We start from the raw sequence: 19,432 nt of genomic DNA, 5'->3' as shown, positions 1-19,432 counted from the left end.
GCTTTTTTATTCTATTGCGAAGTGGTTAAGATAACGGAATTGAACAGAGGAATAAACTCTATTGAGTCAAAGTTATCTCAGTTATTGCTAATATTCTTATTTTTATCAGCAGGCCAGCGTCAAATAAGGGATTTTCACTTGTATTAACAGGCAGCTATCGGTATTTTCGTTTGAACACAACATAAAAATGCTGGAGCAGCAATGACTCAAGAAAATCAAAGCACTTTGCACCCAGAACTTGTCTTAGGTGATGTGCTGCCTTCTTATAACGATAATAATAATTCCAACCACTTATACGTTTCACTATCAGAATTGGTGATGGATCGTGTCTTTTATCACCCAAGTATCGAGAGTCACTTAGATACTTTGACTGATATTGAAAAAACGTCTTTAGATGCGATCCTTGGCGATAAAACTGTCGATGAGCATTTTGTTTCGACCTTAGTGATTGCCATTCAAGCTGCCGTTCAGCCAAATCACACTTCTGTTCGTATCGCATTAAGTAGTGCAGACAGCTATGGCTTCCGTTCGCTACTTGGCGGGAACTGTGAAGCTGAAGAGATTAACCCAGCACTAGGCGTTCGTGGCGTTGCTCGCTATGCAACACCAGAATACAGCAAGGCTTTCGCTTTAGAGTGTCAGGTCATTAAAACATTGCGAGAGCAGGGTATTAACGTTGAAGTGGTTGTGCCTTATGTACGAACATTAAGCGATGCCGCTAAGATTATTGACCTGCTTGCCGAGCAAGGGCTACCACGCGGCCTTAACGGTTTGAAAGTACTGTTCTCGTGCGATGTGCCGTCTGCAGTGCTACTGAGCGAACGTTTACTGCATTACTTCGATGGTGTAGTGGTAAACGTTGATAGCTTAGCGTCTTTCACTTTAGGCGTAGACAAACACAATGAAGCTCAGCAACACGCTTTTGATCCACAAAACGAAGCGGTTATTACCTTGTTGGATATGATTGTTAAACCAACCCTGAACGCGAAGAAGCCAGTGCTGCTAGTTACGCAAGGTTTAGTCGATTATCCACGTCTACAAGGTTACATTGCTGACCTTGAAGGTGTTGAAACGGTCGTGACTGCGTAAATCGATTAGCTTGCCTGATAAGCCGACTTAAGGCGCTAATGCTTTGAGAATGAAAGAGATATCATTGTGCGATGATATCTCTTTTTTGTAACATTTTTTTGACATTCTTATCGCTAGTCGATTAACTGGTCTGATGACTAACTTGGCTAGGTAATTCGAATGTTGACCCCTCTACAAAAAGCAAATTTCTACTTAAGCATGTTTGGCTTTTTCAAAGTCCCACTTATCTGGTTGTGCCGACCAAAACTACTCGCGTTGGACAACCAACATGTTGAAGTGAAAATCCCGCTTAGAAGGCGTACTAAGAATCACCTTAACAGTATGTACTTTGGCGTTTTGGCTGTAGGTGCGGATGTCGCGGGTGGGTTTCTTGCGATGAGCAAATCTCAGCAGCAAGGTGAAAAGATCTCGTTGGCTTTTAAAGAGGTGACGGGTAACTTTTTGAAGCGCCCTGAAGGTGATGTGCATTTCACTTGTAACGACGGTGAGCTGATCAACACTATGCTGGCAGAAACCATGTCGACCGGAGAACGGGTCAATCAACCCGTAACCATTATCGCGACTTGCCCATCTTTACATGGTGACGAGCCGATGGCGGAGTTCACGCTTACGCTTTCAATTAAGAAAGTCCCTTCAAGAAAATAGCGATTAAATAATAGATTTTGGTTTAGAAGTCATGGGTAACGTTGAAGAGATAAAACAACGGTATGTGAATGGTTTCCACATACCGTTATAGAGAACTTTATAACGGCTCTATGACTCTTGAGTGATCTGCTCAATATCAACTATTTTTGAACGGTTCATAACGATCTTCCAACGGTAGTAGGTTGGTTCGTTATCATGGTTGTTCTCTTTAATGATCAGGTTGAGAAGATGACGCTTTTCTACTGATTCGCGGCTCACTTGTCCTTCATTCAAGCGGTAGATCTTGTTTGAGCCTTTATCCATCAACCGTGTCAGGGCTCTTAGGCTGATCGATAACGTTTCACGAGTCTCCTCATAACCACTCATAAAGGTCGATGTCGACATCTCAGTATGAGAGCGGTAATGCAAGATTTGCTCTTCACGTTGTACCACACGCTTTTTACGGATCGACTGAATGCGATCTGCAAGCTTAGAAAAATTTGCGTAGTCCAACCATTCCAGTTTATGGCCTACTGACTTGTTGGTCGTTGGATCATAGTAACGACGCTTCCATTTTGGCTTGCCTTTACGCAGCCAGCGCCAAAGGATGTCTCTCAAGTCATCTTTAAAGATCTCACGCAGTGCGTAAATGAAAGACATTGCCACGATGAAAGAGGCGGTAATCTCACCAAGAAAGTCACGAGCCAAGATCACAGTAGTGGTCACGACAACCATCACCAAACCGGTCGCGATGCCTTTCACGGCACGCTTAACGTTCTTACCCATCGACGTTGTCTTTTCTTTAAGCACGATAGGGTGTTCAATCAAACGACGCAGCAAACGCATCTTGTTACTCAAGCGGGTAACGTCCTCTCGAACTCTTGCTGAGTTGTAGCGGTTCAGTTTACGGTGCGCGGTCTCTTTATCACAAAGCGTTAAGAGTCGTTCTTTAATCGTTGAATACTCACTACCTCGTGGCATGTGTGAAACTAGCGATAGGAACTTTTGCTCGGTATACCAAGATAGGTAGTTATCGATATTAGCGTAGTAGCGCTTGAGATTTTCTTCGTAAGGGATGCTTCGGCGTAGCTTCTTCAAGATATCTAAAGCCAATTCAATGACTTCATCTACTTCATCAGCCGTTACGTCGTCACTATCAGTTTTATTTAAGCTGCTGACTGCTTTATCTAACGCGATAACATATTGGTAGGCAAACAGACTCAAACTGACACGATACTGTGTTGTAGATAAGCGTCCACGTTTTGCCAAGCGACTGTGTACCAAAGGTAAAAGTGTTTTGTCACTATAGTAGGCACGTTTTTGAGTGATTGAGCTGTAGAAAAAGGCACTTTCAGAAAGCACTTCAGGAGTCAGTCCAAGTTCACCGGGAATGAATAGATAAACGTCCATGTCGAGCTTTTTGGTCTTAGCCATGGCATGGTTAATTTTAAGTGTTATCGCATCTTGTTTATCAACGGTGATCAACGATGTCTCCTAGAATGTAAAAATATGAATGAAACTAGCGAAAGCATATCAGAGATCACGTATAATCTCCGCCAAATTTAAAGTAGAGACAACCTTGATGATTAATATTGGTCAAATAAACAACTTAGAAGTAGTAAAACAAGCAGACTTCGGTGTATTCCTTGACGCGAGCGACTATGGAACCGTGTTGCTGCCGAAACGATTTACTCCTGAAGGTGTTGAAATTGGTCAAAAGCTAGATGTTTTCTTATACATTGATTCTGACAACCAGATCGCTGCAACCACTGAAAAACCAATCGCTCAAGTAGGCCAGTTTGGTTTGATGACGGTTGAAGGTGTTAACAGCACTGGTGCATTCATGAGCTGGGGCGTGAAAGGTAAAGACCTTCTTGTTCCTTTCAGCGAGCAGCGTGGCCGTTTAAACGAAGGCCAGTCAATCTTAGTATATGTGTATATCGATAAAGCATCGAGCCGTATCGTTGGTACAACGAAGTTCAACAAATGGTTAGACAACACGCCTGCTACTTATAAGCAAAATGAGCAAGTTGATCTCATTATCGCTGAGCGCAGCCAATTGGGTTACAAAGCGATCGTGAACGGTGAACACTGGGGTATGATTTTCCCATCTGACATCATCGGTAAGCTGTTCATTGGTAAAACACTAAAAGGCTACATTAAAAACGTTCGTGAAGAAGACGGTAAGATTGATTTGTCTCTTCAGAAGGTTGGTGTGGCTAAGATGGATGACCTAAGCACTAAGGTTCTTGACCTGCTTGAGAAGAAAGGCGGTTACCTGCCTTTGAATGATAAGTCTTCTCCTGAAGTTATTTTCTCTGCATTCAGAACCAGCAAAGGTACGTTCAAGAAGACAATTGGTGGTCTATACAAATCTGGCAAGATCACTATCGACAAAGAAGGTATCAGCTTAGTTAAGTAAGCGGTCCTTTCGGTCAAAAAAAAGCCCAAACCTTCCTGTTTGGGCTTAGGGGAAAGGGCTCCGAAGAGCCTACGCTAATCGTCTTAATCTTTTGACTGTTAGATTGAAGTCTAGTTTAGATTCTCTAAAGTGCGATTTTTCTTTTTGGAAATAGTGGCTTGAATTGATATTTATGTAATTAGTTGTTGATTTACAAGCGCTCGCACACTGACTTATATGGCCGATAGAATAGAAAAAGCCCAAACAATTAACGTTGTTTGGGCTTTTGTTTATCTAGCTGTATACAGGGAGAAAGCTTTAGAATAGGTTCTTATCGCGCACTAACTCGCGTGGTAAACCGTTCTTCACTCGGTTGCCAACCCATTTACCAAGGCCGATGATTGCACCGTTGTACTTCACTAGTACTTCACCTTTGCCAGACAAGCCTTCAGGGCGAACATCGCGTCCCATGAACCATTCACGAGCATCTTCAATGCTTAGCTCGACAACATTAGCTTCATTACCTGTTGCAAGCGTTGTCGCCACTTGGTGCTGCCAGCGGTAACCTTTTTTATGGGTTTCGGCGATCTTGATTCCCATGCGAGAAAAACGGAACTCACCGATCATAGGCTCTAGCGCTTCTGGGAATAGCCAAACGTCTTTGTCGCGAATCCAAACCTGAGTATCGCTTGGCAATTCGATATCGAGAGTACTCATTAGTTGTTCAGCGACTTCTTGTTGAGTTTTCTTTGATGCTTTTTCAAATGGGAATTTACCCATACGTTTTTTAACTTCTGGTGGAGTAACAGACGCTAATTTACGGATACGTGCAACAAAGAAACCTTCTGAGTCATAAACTTGAGGGAAGATGTGTAGAAAGCCTTCCTCTGTCGTGGTTGCTTTTGCGTTGTCGAATAGTGATTCAAGAGATTCAAATTCAACCGCATCACCAAAGGTTTCTTTTAAGTGATGACACACTTGTTGGTTCTCTTCGGTGCTAAGCGTACACGTTGAGTAAACCAAAACACCATTAGGTTTAAGAGCATGGAATGCACTTTCAATCAGATCTTTTTGCGTGTCGGCAATATCGACCACAGATTGATACGTCCAGTTCTTCATCGCATCGGCGTCTTTACGAATGGTACCTTCGCCAGAACAGGGAGCGTCTAGCAACACTGCATCAAACTGTTCTGGTAACCAACCACCGAAAACTCGACCGTCAAAGTTACTTAGAGCGGCATTACGAACACCACAACGTTCTATGTTAGCGTGAAGGACTTTCACACGGCTTGCTGCATACTCATTGGCAACCAATACACCGCGATTATTCATTAGCGCAGCGATTTGCGTTGTTTTAGAACCGGGTGCTGCCGCAGTGTCTAACACCGCTTGGTAATCAGCTTCACCTTGGAAAAGTGCCGAAGGTGGCATCATCGAGCTGGCTTCTTGGATGTAGAAAAGACCAGACATGTGTTCTGCCGTATTACCTAGTGGCGCTTCACTTTCATCAACTGTAATCCAAAAGCCCGTTTCACACCAAGGTACAGGTTCCAGTTCCCAGCCTTTCTCTTTTGCTCGTACTAGGAAATCTTCAACACTGATTTTCAATGTATTGACTCGAATACTTTTACGAAGTGGTTTTTGGCATGACGCAACAAAAGAAGCCATATCTAGGTGACTAGGCATGATTGCTTCGATGTGCGTTAGGAATTCTTCAGGAATATATACGTTAGCGTGCAAAAGAGTATCTCGATTTATTGCATTAATGCGGGGAGTTTAAAGCAAAATGAGGCCGTCCTAAACCATATTTGCAGCAAACAACAAAAATGCAGCCTAATGGCTGCATTTTGATGAAGAATTAATCTTCTTGAAACGTCAGGGGATTCTCTCTATGGGCGAGGAATTGCGGTTCTCCATGATTTCCACTCATCTTCGGCTTGAGGATAGAGGTAGAAAGACTGATCTTCGCTTGCTACTGGTTGAAGTTCATTTGTCGGTGGCGTTGAGAATGTAATACCACCTCTTAACAAGCTGTCTACCGTTCCGGCTTTGATGTTTGCGCCTGACAGGCCGATAGAGACATCGACGCCCGACACGTTCCAGAATACGGTGTTTGCGCGGATTAGATACGCGTAATCAGGTTCTATTTGAATCGTAGAGATGATGCGGTCAGCAAACTCGCCCAGCTGAACATCGATAACACTGCCGATTTCTAGCTCACGGAATAGTATAGGCGTGCCTTCAGATACCGAACCTCGCGTTTCGCTTTGTAGCTGGAATATCTTGCCTTCAGGCTGCACAGGTCCCTTACTAAGCTCAAATTTCGTGTTTCTTTCACCTTTACCCGGGTCTACGTTGATGTGCTTAGAGAGCAGCGCAGAGACGTTTTTGATGCCGTTAAGGCCAATTTCAGGCTCTGCCAACCAGAAGTGACTGTTCGCCACGGCAATCTTGTCGACGTACTCAGGTAAAATACGCGCAGTAATTTCAATACCGCCCTTGTTGAAGTTCGGAATCACTAAAGTAACCTCACCAACAGTGACACCTTGATATTTGATCGCCATGCCCTTGCTGACTTCTTGATCGCCAGAAGAGGTGATAGTAATGGCGCGGCCAAACTTTCGGGCAGATTTTGAATCTTTGTAAAGCTTCCACACATCACCAAGTTTGTTGTCGATTCCTGGCAGAGAGTCAAAAGCAATACCGCCTTGGATAAGGGTTTTAACTGGTGCCGCTTTAATGCTGATACCCGATAGCGACGCATCAACCTCAACGCCTGAACGGTTCCAGAAAACAGTGTGCTTGTTGAGTAAGTGCGTGTAACGATTTTCGATTGTGACTTTGATTCTTACGCCACCGTCGGCAAGCTGAAAATCAGAAATATTACCCACTTGTAGGTTGCGGTAGAGGAGTGGGCTGCCTTTAGAAATTGAAGGTAACTCACTGGCAAACAAAGAAAGTGTCTTTGAACCAGACTGATTAAACTTAGCAATTTCTGCTAACGACTTACTTTGGAAAAGTTGGTAGTCCGTTCGAGCTTCAGATTTACCTTCACTCACAAAGCTAATCGAGCCGGTAAGAAGCTGTTTTGCTGGTGGGACCGTAACACTCAAGCCTGATTCGGTTAGCTCTGCAGTCGCACTACCTGTCACAAAGAAACGGTTGTGGCTTTTGATAAGGTGCGCGTACTCATTATCGATAAGTGCATCCATGAAGACTTCGTGTTTATCAGAGCCCGTACCAACACCATCAACTAATCCCACATGGATGATAGAGCCAACGGCAATGCCTTTGTAGAGAAGTTGTGTACCGACATCTAACCCGAACGAATTGTTCGACGTTAAGCGAATCGCAACGGATTTCTGTTGTTCCTGACTGAATTCATTTTTGCGGATTGCAGTAAATCGACGCGCCTTTTCACCTTCACCCGGTACCAAGGTTAAAAAGTTACCTGTCACTAAATTGGCAATGTTTTTCATGCCAGTAAGCGACAGTTCAGCCTCTTCTAGAACGAATTTACTGCCGCTGTTTAAAAAGTCACTGAATGCCGGTTGGATAGCGGCAGATGCAACGACGTTTTCACGCCCTTCACTTAGCGATAAATCAGTGATTTGACCGATTTCAATGCCGCGATACATGATCGGAGCACCCGTTGCACTGATTTTATTATCATCGGGAACGGCGATCTTGATAGAGATACCTCGACCCGCTGTCTTCAAATCTGGGTAGAGCTTGAACTTGGTATTCATCTCTACGGGTTGGCCTTCTCCCGGAGAGTCGACCGCAATTGAACCGCCAAGCAATGCACTTAGGCTCTCTAAGCGAACATCAACACCAGAAAAACCAATACTGGCACCTAAACCACTGACATTCCAAAAACGGCTTTGGTCGGTAATGATATGGCTGTATTCATCTTTAATTGACGCTTGAATCGTAACGGATTTCGCGTTGTCGTTTAACTGGTAGTTGTAAACCTCACCAATTGGGATTTTACGGTAAACGATTTGAGAGCCAACAGACACGCCGCCCAGATCTTTGGTCGTCAGTGAAATATTCAAACCTTCAGAAGCCAGTAAATCAGAAGGGGAGGATTCTAACGCTTGGAAAATGGTTTCTGGGTCTTGTTTGGTTTCGCTCGGGTGGATAGCAATATAGTTACCTGAAACAAGTGCGTCTAATCCTGAGATACCCGACAAACTTGCTGTCGGTTTTACAAGCCAGAAACGAGTGCCTTTTGAGAGTAGCTTCTTCGCTTCAGGGTAGATGTCTGCATCGACATAGATGCTCGATAGATCTTTGGATAAAGTGATGTCGCGCACCATACCCACTTCTAAGCCTTGGTAACGAATCGTTGTTCGACCTGCGACTAAACCTGCGGCATCTGAGAAGTATATTTGCACACGTTGCCCAGCATCGTGTATCGATTTCATGACCAACCAACCGGCTAAGGCGACGGTTAATATCGGCAGAATCCACAAAGGGGAGATGCCTTTGTTTTTCCTTACTTCTGGTGAATATGACGTTTGTGATTGGTTATCGTTGTTCATTCACTGACTCATCTTTAGAGGTGTAGTTATCCCAAATTAGCCTAGGATCTAAGCTTTCCGCTGCTAGCATCGTGAGAACAACTACGACGCCAAAAGCGACTGCACCATAACCTGGTGTAAAGTTTAAAATTTGCCCGCGGTCGACCAAGGTCATCATGATCGAAATAACGAACAGATCCATTACTGACCATTTCCCCACCCATTTCACGATGAAATAGATGGTCATACGTTGCCTGTGGTAAACGGCGCGCTTCATCTTGATACAGATTAAGATGTACGCGAGGCCCAGTATTTTCGCGACTGGCACGACGATACTGGCAATGAAAATGATCGCAGCGATGCCATACATATCGCTATTAATCAGCGAAGCGACACCGGAAATGATGGTGTCTTCTAGCCTTTGACCGTTGGTAATAAGAATAGAAATAGGAATGACATTGGCTGGCACGATAGCCACGGATGCGGCAAATAGCAGAGCCCAAGTTTTCTGTATAGAGTAGGGCTTGCGGTGGTATAAGTCATGGTGACAACGCACACAAGTATGACCGTCAGGCTGAGATAGGTGACAGTTGTGACAGTGTACGTTCTTACTCTCAGCAAAAGAGTATTCGGATTCTTTTGCCCAAGCTTCCCAGTAGCGACGTACACTGATACGGCTTACTAGTAATACGCTGAAAAGCTGCAGAAGAATCAGGCCAATCAAACCAGGGCCGACGAAAATGTCAGAGTAATCTTGCAGTTTGAAACATGAGACCGCCAAACTTACCAGAAACACATCCAACATCATCCAATGTTTGAGAGTCTGAATAATGGCTAATGCATAACGAAAGGGTGTGAAGATCTTAAGACGCAGTGATGCATGAGTGATGAGTACCGAGGTGCACACGAGCAACGGAGCGATCGAACTGCAGAACAGGATCAGCAAACCAAGTAGAGGAAAGCCTTCGCCCATTAAGGTAAAAACACCCGATGGTAACGTCGCGGGTATCATGACGCCAATCAGGCGAATACTGATGAATTCAAAAAAGTGCGATGGGATAAACAGCAATAAGCAGGTAATTGCGATTGCTAGGTTTCCAGAGAGGCTAGGGGTACCGCCTCTATAAAGCTGAGTTCCGCATCTTGGGCAGTAAGCTGATTTCCCTAAAGGGATGTCCATTTTATCTACGGGAAGTTCGCAGCCCTGGCAAAGACGCACTGAGCTGCTGTCGCATTGGTGTTTTGTTGATAAAGGGTTGGTTACGGATGGGGAGGTCACGCGACCTCCCAAGTTGAAACGTAAGTTAGGTTAGCAACCCGACTTAAAGACTCAGAGCCACAAACATCAGGCGTGCGATTGCACACTGCCGTAGAGTGTTTGATAGAGTCCTTGTTGTTCAACCAATTCACCATGTGTTCCCGTCTGTGTGACTTGTCCATCTTCTAAAACATAGATTAGATCGGCTTGTTTCACCGCTGATAATCGATGAGCCACTATCAAAGTTGTGCGATCTTTCAAAAACTCGCTCAACGCTTTATGCAGTGCTGACTCTGTTGCTGTATCGAGTGCAGATGTCGCTTCATCAAGAATAACAAACTTAGGATTGCTCAGCACCATACGAGCTATTGCTAAGCGTTGTCGTTGACCACCAGACAGTCGAACGCCATTCCTACCAATTTGTGTATCTAAGCCATTGCTCAGTTGCTTGATGACATCTTGCATTTGAGCGACTTCAAGCGCACGCCACAACGACATTTCGTCGTATTCAGCACCAAGGGTCAGATTATGCCTTAATGTATCGTTAAAGAGTATAGGTTGTTGTAAAACAACGGCAATTTGATTGCGTATTACATCAAAACTGATGTCGTCGGTTGTTTCACCGTTATAGCGAATGCAACCTGAGTCTGCTTGGTAAACCCCAATCAGCAACTGGATTAACGTAGATTTACCCCCTCCACTCGCACCGACCAAAGCGACTTTTTTACCTGCAGGGATGTGCAGCGATAGCCTATTTAAAACAGTGTTTTCTAATGTGTAAGAGAATGTAACGTCTTCGATGTCGACTGTCACTTCTTGATCTTCAGTAAATGGGTTCACTTTACTGATAGGGCGCTTCTCTTCTTCTAACTGAAGAAGATCGTTGATGCGTTGCAGTGCCGCTTTCGCGCTATACCAAGAGAATTGAATCCCTAGTAGCTCTTGAACTGGGCCTAACATGAACCACAAGTAGCCAAATACCGCGAAAATCTGACCAATGGTTAAGTCACTGAATAACACCATTAGCATCGCGACGGCACGGAAAAGCTCGAAACCTAATAAGAAGAGTAGAAACGAAACACGGCCAGCAGCTTCAGATTGCCAAGCGTATTTGTCGGCATCGATTCTTACTTGGTTTGCTTGAACCTTAAGCTCATCGAGAAAGATACGCTCTTTATTCGCCGCGCGCAGTTGGTAAATGCCATCTAAGGTTTCCACCAAACGGTTTTGAAAGCGCTCAAAAGATTGGTTTTCGTATTTCTTAAGGTGTTTGACCCTGCTGCCTAGTTTACGGGAGAAATAAATCACAACAGGATTGACCAGTAAAATGAACAACCCTAAACGCCACTCTAGCCACAACAGCACGATCGCTGTACCGAACACGGTCAGGAAGCTGATGATAAATTTAGAAAGAGTCGAGCCAATGAACTTATCTATTGTCTCTATGTCTGTTATTAGGTGGGCGTTGATACCGCCGCTGCCTTTGGTTTCGTATTGTCTAATACTGATGCGACCAAGCTTATCTATCATCTTGCTGCGTATTTGATAGGTAATTGTTTTGGACACAAGCGTAAACTGACGCCCTTGCAGAATGTTCAACGCTTGGCTAACGGAGCGCATGATAATCACTAACAACAAAGTTAGTGCTATATAGCCAGTCGGTGTTTGTAATGAAGATGGAAGTAGGTGGTTCATCATCTCTAAGCCTGAAGCGGGCTTATCGAGTAATACTTCATCAACCATTAATGGCATGAGCAACGGGATAGGGACACTAATGAGAGTTGCAAATATGGCAATAATGTTAGCAAACAGTAATTTGGACTTGTGTTTTTTTACTTGAGTTATTAACCAAGAACGGCTAATAGTGTCTTCTGAATTGTTCATTGTAATGAGAATAAGTCCTATTTAGTTTGATGGCCGCATTCTACTGCGTTCTCTTGATAATGGAAGTCTCAATTTAATTGGAAGTTAATATGAAAATAGAACATTACCAACGCTTAACCAAACAAGCCGTTGCATTAATTGAATCAGAAACCGATCTAACTGCTAATCTTGCTAATATCAGTTCATTATTATTCATGGAATTGGATGACTTGAATTGGGCGGGTTTCTATTTAATGAAGCAGGATTTAGCTAAGGAAAAAGACGAACTTGTACTGGGCCCTTTCCAAGGTCAACCTGCTTGTGTGCGAATTCCGGTCGGGCGTGGTGTGTGTGGAACTGCGGTTGCGACGAATACAGTTCAGCGCATTCATGATGTTCATGAGTTCGAAGGTCACATCGCTTGTGACGCTGCAAGTAACTCAGAAATCGTTATTCCGTTCTCGATTGGCGGAAAAATCGCGGGCGTTCTTGATATTGATAGCCCAAATGTTGGTCGTTTTTCTCAAATTGACGAGGACGGATTGACATTTTTCATGGCAGAAGTGGAAAAGCTGCTTAATTCGCACGCGAACAAGGCATAAATTATTCTCTTACTGTGGTTTTTCCCAAGCATCTCTCTATAATACGTAAAAATATTTTCTTAATGCTCGCGGAAAACCGCAAAAACCAGGAACCCACATGGAAAACACTGAAAAGTTAAAAAACAGCAAAGAAGTTATCGCATATATTGCTGAATGTTTCCCTAAATGCTTTACTCTAGAAGGTGAAGCGAAGCCACTTAAAATTGGTATTTTTCAAGATCTTGCTGAACGTCTAAATGAAGACGAAAAAGTAAGTAAGACTCAGCTTCGTGCAGCGTTAAGACAGTACACATCATCATGGCGTTACCTGCACGGCGTAAAAGCTGGCGCAGAACGTGTTGACCTAGACGGCAACGCGTGTGGCACACTAGAAGAAGAGCACGTTGAACACGCTAAAGCTACACTTGCAGAAAGCAAAGCGAAAGTTCAGGCTCGTCGTAAAGAACAAGCACAAAAAGCTCGTGAAGAAGGCAAAGCGAAACCTAAGGCGAAGAAAGCTCAACAGCCTCGTCGTCAAGCGCCTAAAGCACCAAAAGTAGAAAAGCCTGTAGAAACACGCGCTTTGAACGCTGACGAATTCATCGCTGGCAAAGAAGTAAATGTGAACATGGGTAAAGGAAACATGGCTGCGACCATTGTTGAAATCAATAAGGAAGATGTGCGTGTTCAGTTAGCAAACGGCCTACAAATGGTTGTTAAAGCGGAGCACTTGCGCGCTTAAAGGAGATACTCCTACGCATGAAATGCCGTTCAAAATTGACACTGATTGCTGCTAGCTTTTGGCTAGCAGCTTCAGCTCAGGCTCTTGAAGCCAAATTAGATCAGGACGATTTACCTCTACTCGCTCCTGAGGTCCAACACGAAACTGCTAGTAAACGTGTTACTTCTCGATTTACTCGTTCTCACTATAAACACTTCAATCTCAACGATGATTTCTCTCAAGCTATCTTTAATCGTTACTTAGAGATGCTGGATTATAATCGTAATATCTTCACTCAAGCTGATATTGACTCTTTCTCTGCGTCATCTAAACAAATTGATGATCAGCTGAAATCGGGCAATAACCAGATTGCATTCGATGTTTATAATCTGTCTATGCAGAAGCGTTTTGAACGTTTTCAATATGCATTGTCTTTGCTAGATACAGAGATTAAGTTTGATACCGATGAAAGTATTGAGCTCAATCGTAGTGAAGCTGAGTGGCCAAAAGATATCGCTGAAGTGAATGAGCTTTGGAGAAAACGCGTTAAATATGATGCGTTGAATCTAAAACTTACTGGTAAAGAGTGGCCAGAGATTCAAGAAGTTTTGGAAAAGCGTTACAACAATGCGATGAAGCGTATTACGCAATCGCATAATGAAGATGCTTTCCAGATCTACATGAACGCATTTGCGCGTGAAGTTGATCCTCACACAAGTTACCTTTCTCCAAGAAATGCAGAACAATTCCAATCTGAGATGAACCTATCTCTAGAAGGTATTGGTGCTGTGCTTCAGATGACAGACGACTACACCGTTATTCGCTCTTTAGTTGCTGGTGGCCCTGCGTCAAACAGCAAACAATTGAGTGATGGAGACCGCATTGTTGGTGTTGGTCAAGATGGCGAAGAGATTGTTGATGTTATCGGCTGGCGTTTAGACGATGTAGTGCAATTAATTAAAGGACCGAAAGGGACTAAAGTTAAGCTACAGATCTTGCCAGACGGTAAAGATGCAAAAAGTCACGTTGTCACAATTGTTCGCGATAAGATTCGTTTAGAAGACCGCGCTGTTAAATCAGAAGTGATCGAGAAAGACGGCAAGAAAATTGGTGTATTAGAAGTACCAAGTTTCTACGTTGGCCTTTCTAAAGATACCGATAAACTGATCACCGAGCTTAAAGAGCAAGGTGTTGAAGGTATTATTGTTGACCTCCGAAACAACGGTGGTGGTGCACTGACTGAAGCAACTGAACTCTCTGGTTTGTTTATCAAAGAAGGACCTGTTGTTCAGGTTCGTGATAGCTACGGTCGTGTCAAAGTGAACAGCGATACTGATGGTCAAATCAGTTACCAAGGCCCGTTAACGGTATTGGTGAATCGCTACAGTGCTTCAGCGTCTGAAATCTTTGCAGCAGCGATGCAAGATTATGGCCGTGCAATTATCTTGGGTGAAAACTCTTTCGGTAAAGGTACGGTGCAACAGCATCGCTCTTTGAATCATATTTATGATTTGTTCGATAAAGAGTTAGGCTACGTTCAATACACAATCCAAAAATTCTACCGAATCAATGGTGGTAGTACGCAAAACAAGGGTGTAGTACCTGATATTGCTTACCCAACGCCAATTGATCCTGCAGATACTGGTGAAAGTGTTGAAGACAACGCTCTTCCTTGGGACAGCATCGACAAAGCGAAGTACTCAGTGTTACAGCGTAACGATGAGCAGATCGCAGCGTTGACGGCTAAACACGAAGCTCGTATCGCAACAGACATGGAATTTGGCTTTATCGCGCAAGATATTGAAAAATATAAGGCAGATAAAGACGACAATGACCTTTCTCTTAATGAAAAGGTTCGTCAACAAGAGAGTGATGATGCGGATGCGCTTCGTCTAGAGCGTATTAACCAACGTCAAAAAGCCGCTAAGTTAGAGGCATTTAAAACGTTGGATGATATTCCCAAAGACTACGAAGCCCCGGATGCTTATCTTGATGAATCAGTTGCTATCATGCTGGATATGATCAAGAAATAAACAAAATACCTGTTATAAGGTGATTGTTTAAAGACGTACTATTTGAAAAGCGAGCTTAGGCTCGCTTTTTTTGTACCTGTGTTCTTGCCTCGAATAATGTCATGTTAACGGCATGCTTCCTCGCTTTTTAACTTGCTGCAGAACCACTGTTATTTGATTTTCGGCTGTGAAGTACACTGTAAAAATAACTAAACTTAAGTATTATTTTTCGAGTGATAATGACATTTAAGTTACTTCGCACTTAAAATTTAGTGACTTAGATCATATTTTTTCGCTTTCTATTCATTACGTGCCTAAGCTTAAAGAAAACGAGGGGACGCTTATGAAATGGATTCTACTATTTTTATCTTGTTTAAGTTTTGTGGCTTTTGGGAGCGAGGTCGCTTCGAGTAGCCAACAATCAAAAAGTGATAGTAATCTATCTCATTTTGACCTTCCTTTGCTGCTTGGTGATTGGTATTTGATGAATCCTGATCCTGAGCAAGGCACTGAAAACTTTAGAGCGATCAAGCTCACTCTTGATTCAAACTACTCATTCACTATCGATATCCAAAAGAAAGACTACAGTGTCGATCATTGGGAAGGTTTGTATAACGCCAATGAAGACACGATTATTTTGGGTTTGAATACCTCAGAACCTCAGGTTTACGCGTACAGCAGTAATCACAACATGCTGAATCTTAACGGTGTTATGTTCACTAAGGCCTTGCCAAATGCATTGGCGGGAATCTGGTCAAGTGCCCAACTGTCTGGAAGCGATCTACGTGCGAGTAACATTCAAAAAATGGATTTAGTCCTTCAGCCGGACTTTATATTCATGTTCCGAGTATCAGATGAAGAAGGTGGTGAAGTCATTCGTCGCGGGGTGTATTACACAGAAGGCGATCAACTAGTGTTACTTTATGAGAACGGTGAACACGGCACTCGATATACACTGAACAGCGATGTGTTAACGCTGCAAGGTGAAGAGGGAGATATGTTTGCGGTACTCAATCGCATTCGATAATCGTGAGTTTTAGCAGTAACGGCGTACTCGTTGATAATATTGTGCACAGTTCATTTCTTAGGCGTTCCTGTCTGATTTGATTGATAAAATAGCAAAACATGGAGGCATTTTCTTACAATGCCTCCTTTTTTTAATATTCCCCTTGTTTTATTGGCGCTCAACCTTTAGATATATACAGTTAAAAAATAATTACGTATAACGATCAAAAGGAACCCGTCATGGCACATACACCTCAAGCCAAGTATCGTAAAGATTATCAATCACCATCTCACACGATTTCTGAAATCGATCTTACTTTCGATTTGTACGATTCAGCATCCATTGTTACGGCTGTTTCTAGTGTTAAGCAGGAGAAAGACAGCACGACATTAGTACTTGATGGTGAAGGCTTGAAGTTGGTTTCTGTTTTGGTTGAAGGCAACGAATGGACTCAGTACGAGCAGTCTGAAACTCAACTTACGCTGAATGACCTTCCAAAAGAATTTACTCTAACCATCGTTACCGAAGTTAACCCTGAAGGGAACAGTGCACTTGAAGGCTTGTACAAGTCGGGTGGCGCGTTCTGTACTCAATGTGAAGCTGAAGGTTTCCGCCGTATCACTTACTACATGGATCGCCCAGATGTGTTGGCGAAATTCACTACAACGGTAATTGCAGACAAAGCAGAGAACCCATTCTTATTAAGTAATGGTAACCGTGTAGATGAAGGTGAAGCTGAAAACGGTCGTCATTGGGTGAAGTGGCAAGACCCACATCCAAAACCAGCGTACTTGTTTGCTTTAGTAGCGGGTGACTTTGATGTACTTCGTGACGCATACACTACACAATCGGGTCGTAAAGTTGACCTAGAAATCTTTGTTGATAAAGGCAATCTAGACCGTGCGAGCCACGCGATGGTTTCTTTGATTAACTCAATGAAGTGGGACGAAGAACGTTTCAATCTTGAATACGACTTAGACATCTACATGATCGTAGCCGTTGATTTCTTCAACATGGGTGCGATGGAAAACAAAGGCTTGAACGTATTCAATTCGAAGTTCGTTCTAGCAAACGACCAAACTGCAACGGATACAGATTACCTAGGTATTGAAGCAGTAATCGGCCATGAATATTTCCACAACTGGACAGGTAACCGAGTGACGTGTCGCGATTGGTTCCAGTTAAGTCTGAAAGAAGGCTTAACGGTATTCCGTGACCAAGAATTCTCATCTGATCTTGGTTCTCGCGCAGTAAACCGTATTAACAATGTACGTATCATTCGCGGTCCACAATTTGCAGAAGATGCTAGCCCAATGTCTCATCCAATTCGTCCAGAAAAAGTGATAGAAATGAATAACTTCTATACTTTGACAGTGTACGAAAAGGGCAGTGAAGTGATCCGTATGATCCACACATTGTTGGGCGAAGATGGTTTCCAAAAAGGCATGAAGCTGTACTTCGAACGTCACGATGGTACGGCTGCAACATGTGAAGACTTCGTCGCGGCAATGGAAGATGCGTCGGGCGTTGACTTATCTCAGTTCCGCTTATGGTACAGCCAGTCTGGTACGCCGACGCTGTCTGTTGAAAGTAAGTACGACGCAGAGAAGAAACAGTACACGTTAACAACTCGCCAAGTAACAGCGCCAACTCATGAGCAAACGGAAAAGCAGGCTCTGCATATTCCTCTTGATATCGAGCTGTACACAGCTGCGGGTGAAGTTGTTGAGTTACAATGTAACGGTAAGCCAGTTCATAATGTATTAGATGTGAAAGAAGCAGAGCAAACGTTCGTGTTTGAAAACGTTTCTGAGCAACCGATCCCATCATTACTTCGTGAATTTTCTGCGCCAGTGAAATTGGAATATGACTACTCAGATGAAGAACTGATCTTCTTGATGGTGAATGCTCGCAATGAATTCTCTCGTTGGGATGCGGGTCAAATGCTATTAGCGAAGTACATCCGCAGTAACGTGGAGAAAGTTCAGCAGGGTCAAGCGTTTGAGCTTTCTGATTCTGTTGTTGATGCATTCCGTGGCGTACTGCTGAGTGATTCACTAGAGCCTGCGTTTATTGCAGAAATGCTTTCTCTACCAAGCCACAATGAAGTATCGGGTTGGTACGAGCGCGTTGATATTGATGCGGTCGCATCGGTTCTTAACTCGATGAAAGTTACATTAGCTGCAGAACTTGAAGACGAGTTAGCGGCGGTTTATCACAGCCACGCACTAACAGAATACACGATCGATCACGATTCGATTGGTAAGCGTACTCTACGTAAAGTTTGCTTAAGTTACTTAGCTCATACTGGGCAGGGTAATGACTTGGTTGTTGCGATGTATCAACAAGCGAATAACATGACAGATACGATGGCAGCAATGGGCGCGGCAAACAGTGCACAACTACCATGTCGTGAAACCTTGATGGTGGATTACAGTGACAAGTGGAAACACGATGGTCTTGTTATGGATAAGTGGTTTGCATTGCAAGGTACAAACCCAAGTTCAAACGCACTTGAAGTGATCAAAGCGTCGATGTCGCACCAGGCGTTCAGTTTGAAGAACCCGAACCGTACCCGTAACTTGGTCGGTTCATTCTTAAACATGAACCCGGTTCAATTCCACGACAAGTCTGGTCAAGGCTATGCATTTGCTGGCGAGATCTTACGTGAGCTAAACAGCAGCAACCCACAAGTGGCTTCACGTCTGATTGACCCGCTACTTAAGTTCCGTAAGTACGATGATGAACGTCAAGCTCTTATCAAAAAAGAACTAGAGACGTTAAAGAACATGGACAACCTAGCAAAAGACTTGTTTGAGAAAGTGACGAAAGCACTAGAGGCTTAAGTCAGCGCGCATTCAGGTAACTGTTTGCTAATAAGCGGTTTACTAATAAACTGTTTGCTACAACGAAAGGTCATCAGTGGTAGAGAATATCTGCCACTGATTTTTTGTTTCTGGTTCATCGAATTTTCGATAAGCTAGAGCAGCTTCAAGTTCAGTTTCACCGTCAGACATCTAAAAGTGCCAAAAAACACTGGCACTGTATGTTTATACAGGTATCGTATGAATCGCTATATTTTCCAACTTAACATCTCATATCAGCAGTTTTTGGCCAGCTATTCTGGCGCCGCAAGTAAAGTTCAAGTGATAACAACAACAGGTTTACGCTTACAGTTACCTGCAACTCGGTTCAGACCATTTCTTACACAAATAGGGGTTAGAGGGCAGTTTAGGCTGACAACTGACCAAAAAAATAAGTTTATTAAGTTAGAAGCTCTGTAAACCTTGGCGTGCCTAGTGAGTTAAAAGGAATCTTAATCACATAATCAAACATTTCACCTCTTACCAC

Annotated in this window: 14 protein-coding genes; 9 read left to right on the top strand and 5 right to left on the bottom strand. The window is 43.4% G+C overall.

The window, feature by feature from the left end:
* The first annotated feature begins 201 nt into the window (after positions 1-201).
* Both AB4185_RS05400 and AB4185_RS05395 read left to right on the top strand, forming a co-directional pair.
* On the top strand, positions 202-1,089 hold the full coding sequence (locus tag AB4185_RS05400; protein ID WP_372135058.1) for a putative PEP-binding protein: 888 nt from the start codon (positions 202-204) through the stop codon (positions 1,087-1,089).
* A gap of 159 nt (positions 1,090-1,248) precedes the next feature.
* The gene (locus AB4185_RS05395) at positions 1,249-1,734 is read left to right on the top strand and encodes a PaaI family thioesterase (RefSeq protein WP_017059696.1); all 486 of its coding nucleotides are present in this window, start codon (positions 1,249-1,251) and stop codon (positions 1,732-1,734) included.
* A 108-nt stretch (positions 1,735-1,842) separates the two neighbouring features.
* Here the strand turns inward: AB4185_RS05395 and AB4185_RS05390 are convergent, their stop codons facing one another.
* Positions 1,843-3,198 (bottom strand): hypothetical protein, encoded by a 1,356-nt coding sequence (locus AB4185_RS05390; protein ID WP_017063834.1) that lies wholly within the window; start codon positions 3,196-3,198, stop codon positions 1,843-1,845.
* A gap of 28 nt (positions 3,199-3,226) precedes the next feature.
* On the opposite strand from AB4185_RS05390, the gene AB4185_RS05385 reads away from it, so the two are divergent.
* Positions 3,227-4,135, top strand: coding sequence for a S1 RNA-binding domain-containing protein (locus AB4185_RS05385; RefSeq protein WP_017059694.1), 909 nt, complete (start codon positions 3,227-3,229; stop codon positions 4,133-4,135).
* 297 nt (positions 4,136-4,432) lie between these two features.
* Here AB4185_RS05385 and rsmF read toward each other — a convergent pair whose 3' ends face one another.
* From rsmF to AB4185_RS05365, 4 genes are all read right to left on the bottom strand, one after another.
* Positions 4,433-5,854, bottom strand: a complete 1,422-nt coding sequence (rsmF, locus tag AB4185_RS05380; protein ID WP_372135056.1) for a 16S rRNA (cytosine(1407)-C(5))-methyltransferase RsmF — start codon at positions 5,852-5,854, stop codon at positions 4,433-4,435.
* A 149-nt stretch (positions 5,855-6,003) separates the two neighbouring features.
* Complete coding sequence (locus AB4185_RS05375) at positions 6,004-8,661, bottom strand: MlaD family protein (RefSeq protein ID WP_372135054.1); 2,658 nt, start codon at positions 8,659-8,661, stop codon at positions 6,004-6,006.
* Positions 8,648-9,931 carry a paraquat-inducible protein A gene (locus tag AB4185_RS05370; protein WP_102321147.1) on the bottom strand — a complete coding sequence of 428 codons (1,284 nt, stop codon included), beginning with the start codon at positions 9,929-9,931 and terminating at the stop codon, positions 8,648-8,650. Before AB4185_RS05370 ends, AB4185_RS05375 begins: the two co-directional genes overlap by 14 nt.
* A gap of 54 nt (positions 9,932-9,985) precedes the next feature.
* Entirely contained in the window at positions 9,986-11,782 is a 1,797-nt protein-coding gene (locus tag AB4185_RS05365; RefSeq protein ID WP_372135052.1) for an ABC transporter ATP-binding protein, read from the bottom strand.
* 89 nt (positions 11,783-11,871) lie between these two features.
* On the opposite strand from AB4185_RS05365, the gene AB4185_RS05360 reads away from it, so the two are divergent.
* The 6 genes from AB4185_RS05360 to AB4185_RS05335 all read left to right on the top strand — a co-directional run bounded on the left by AB4185_RS05360 (position 11,872) and on the right by AB4185_RS05335 (position 19,365).
* The gene (locus AB4185_RS05360) at positions 11,872-12,363 is read left to right on the top strand and encodes a GAF domain-containing protein (RefSeq protein ID WP_017059689.1); all 492 of its coding nucleotides are present in this window, start codon (positions 11,872-11,874) and stop codon (positions 12,361-12,363) included.
* Between the two features lie 97 nt (positions 12,364-12,460).
* The gene (gene proQ, locus AB4185_RS05355) at positions 12,461-13,084 is read left to right on the top strand and encodes an RNA chaperone ProQ (protein WP_017057223.1); all 624 of its coding nucleotides are present in this window, start codon (positions 12,461-12,463) and stop codon (positions 13,082-13,084) included.
* Positions 13,085-13,101: 17 nt separating this feature from the next.
* Positions 13,102-15,096: a carboxy terminal-processing peptidase gene (prc, locus tag AB4185_RS05350; protein ID WP_017068919.1), complete on the top strand. Its 1,995-nt coding sequence runs from the start codon at positions 13,102-13,104 to the stop codon at positions 15,094-15,096.
* A gap of 322 nt (positions 15,097-15,418) precedes the next feature.
* Positions 15,419-16,102 (top strand): hypothetical protein, encoded by a 684-nt coding sequence (locus tag AB4185_RS05345; RefSeq protein ID WP_017059686.1) that lies wholly within the window; start codon positions 15,419-15,421, stop codon positions 16,100-16,102.
* 218 nt (positions 16,103-16,320) lie between these two features.
* The gene (gene pepN / locus AB4185_RS05340; protein WP_136982183.1) at positions 16,321-18,927 is read left to right on the top strand and encodes an aminopeptidase N; all 2,607 of its coding nucleotides are present in this window, start codon (positions 16,321-16,323) and stop codon (positions 18,925-18,927) included.
* A gap of 219 nt (positions 18,928-19,146) precedes the next feature.
* A complete protein-coding gene (locus AB4185_RS05335; protein ID WP_004733645.1) occupies positions 19,147-19,365 on the top strand; it encodes a DUF2835 domain-containing protein in 219 nt (72 codons plus the stop codon).
* The last annotated feature ends 67 nt before the right edge of the window (positions 19,366-19,432 follow it).

Origin of the sequence: Vibrio sp. 10N.286.48.F5 (assembly GCF_041469785.1) — a bacterium.
GTDB lineage: Bacteria > Pseudomonadota > Gammaproteobacteria > Enterobacterales > Vibrionaceae > Vibrio > Vibrio crassostreae_C.
This window is presented reverse-complemented; position numbering and strand designations above follow the sequence as displayed.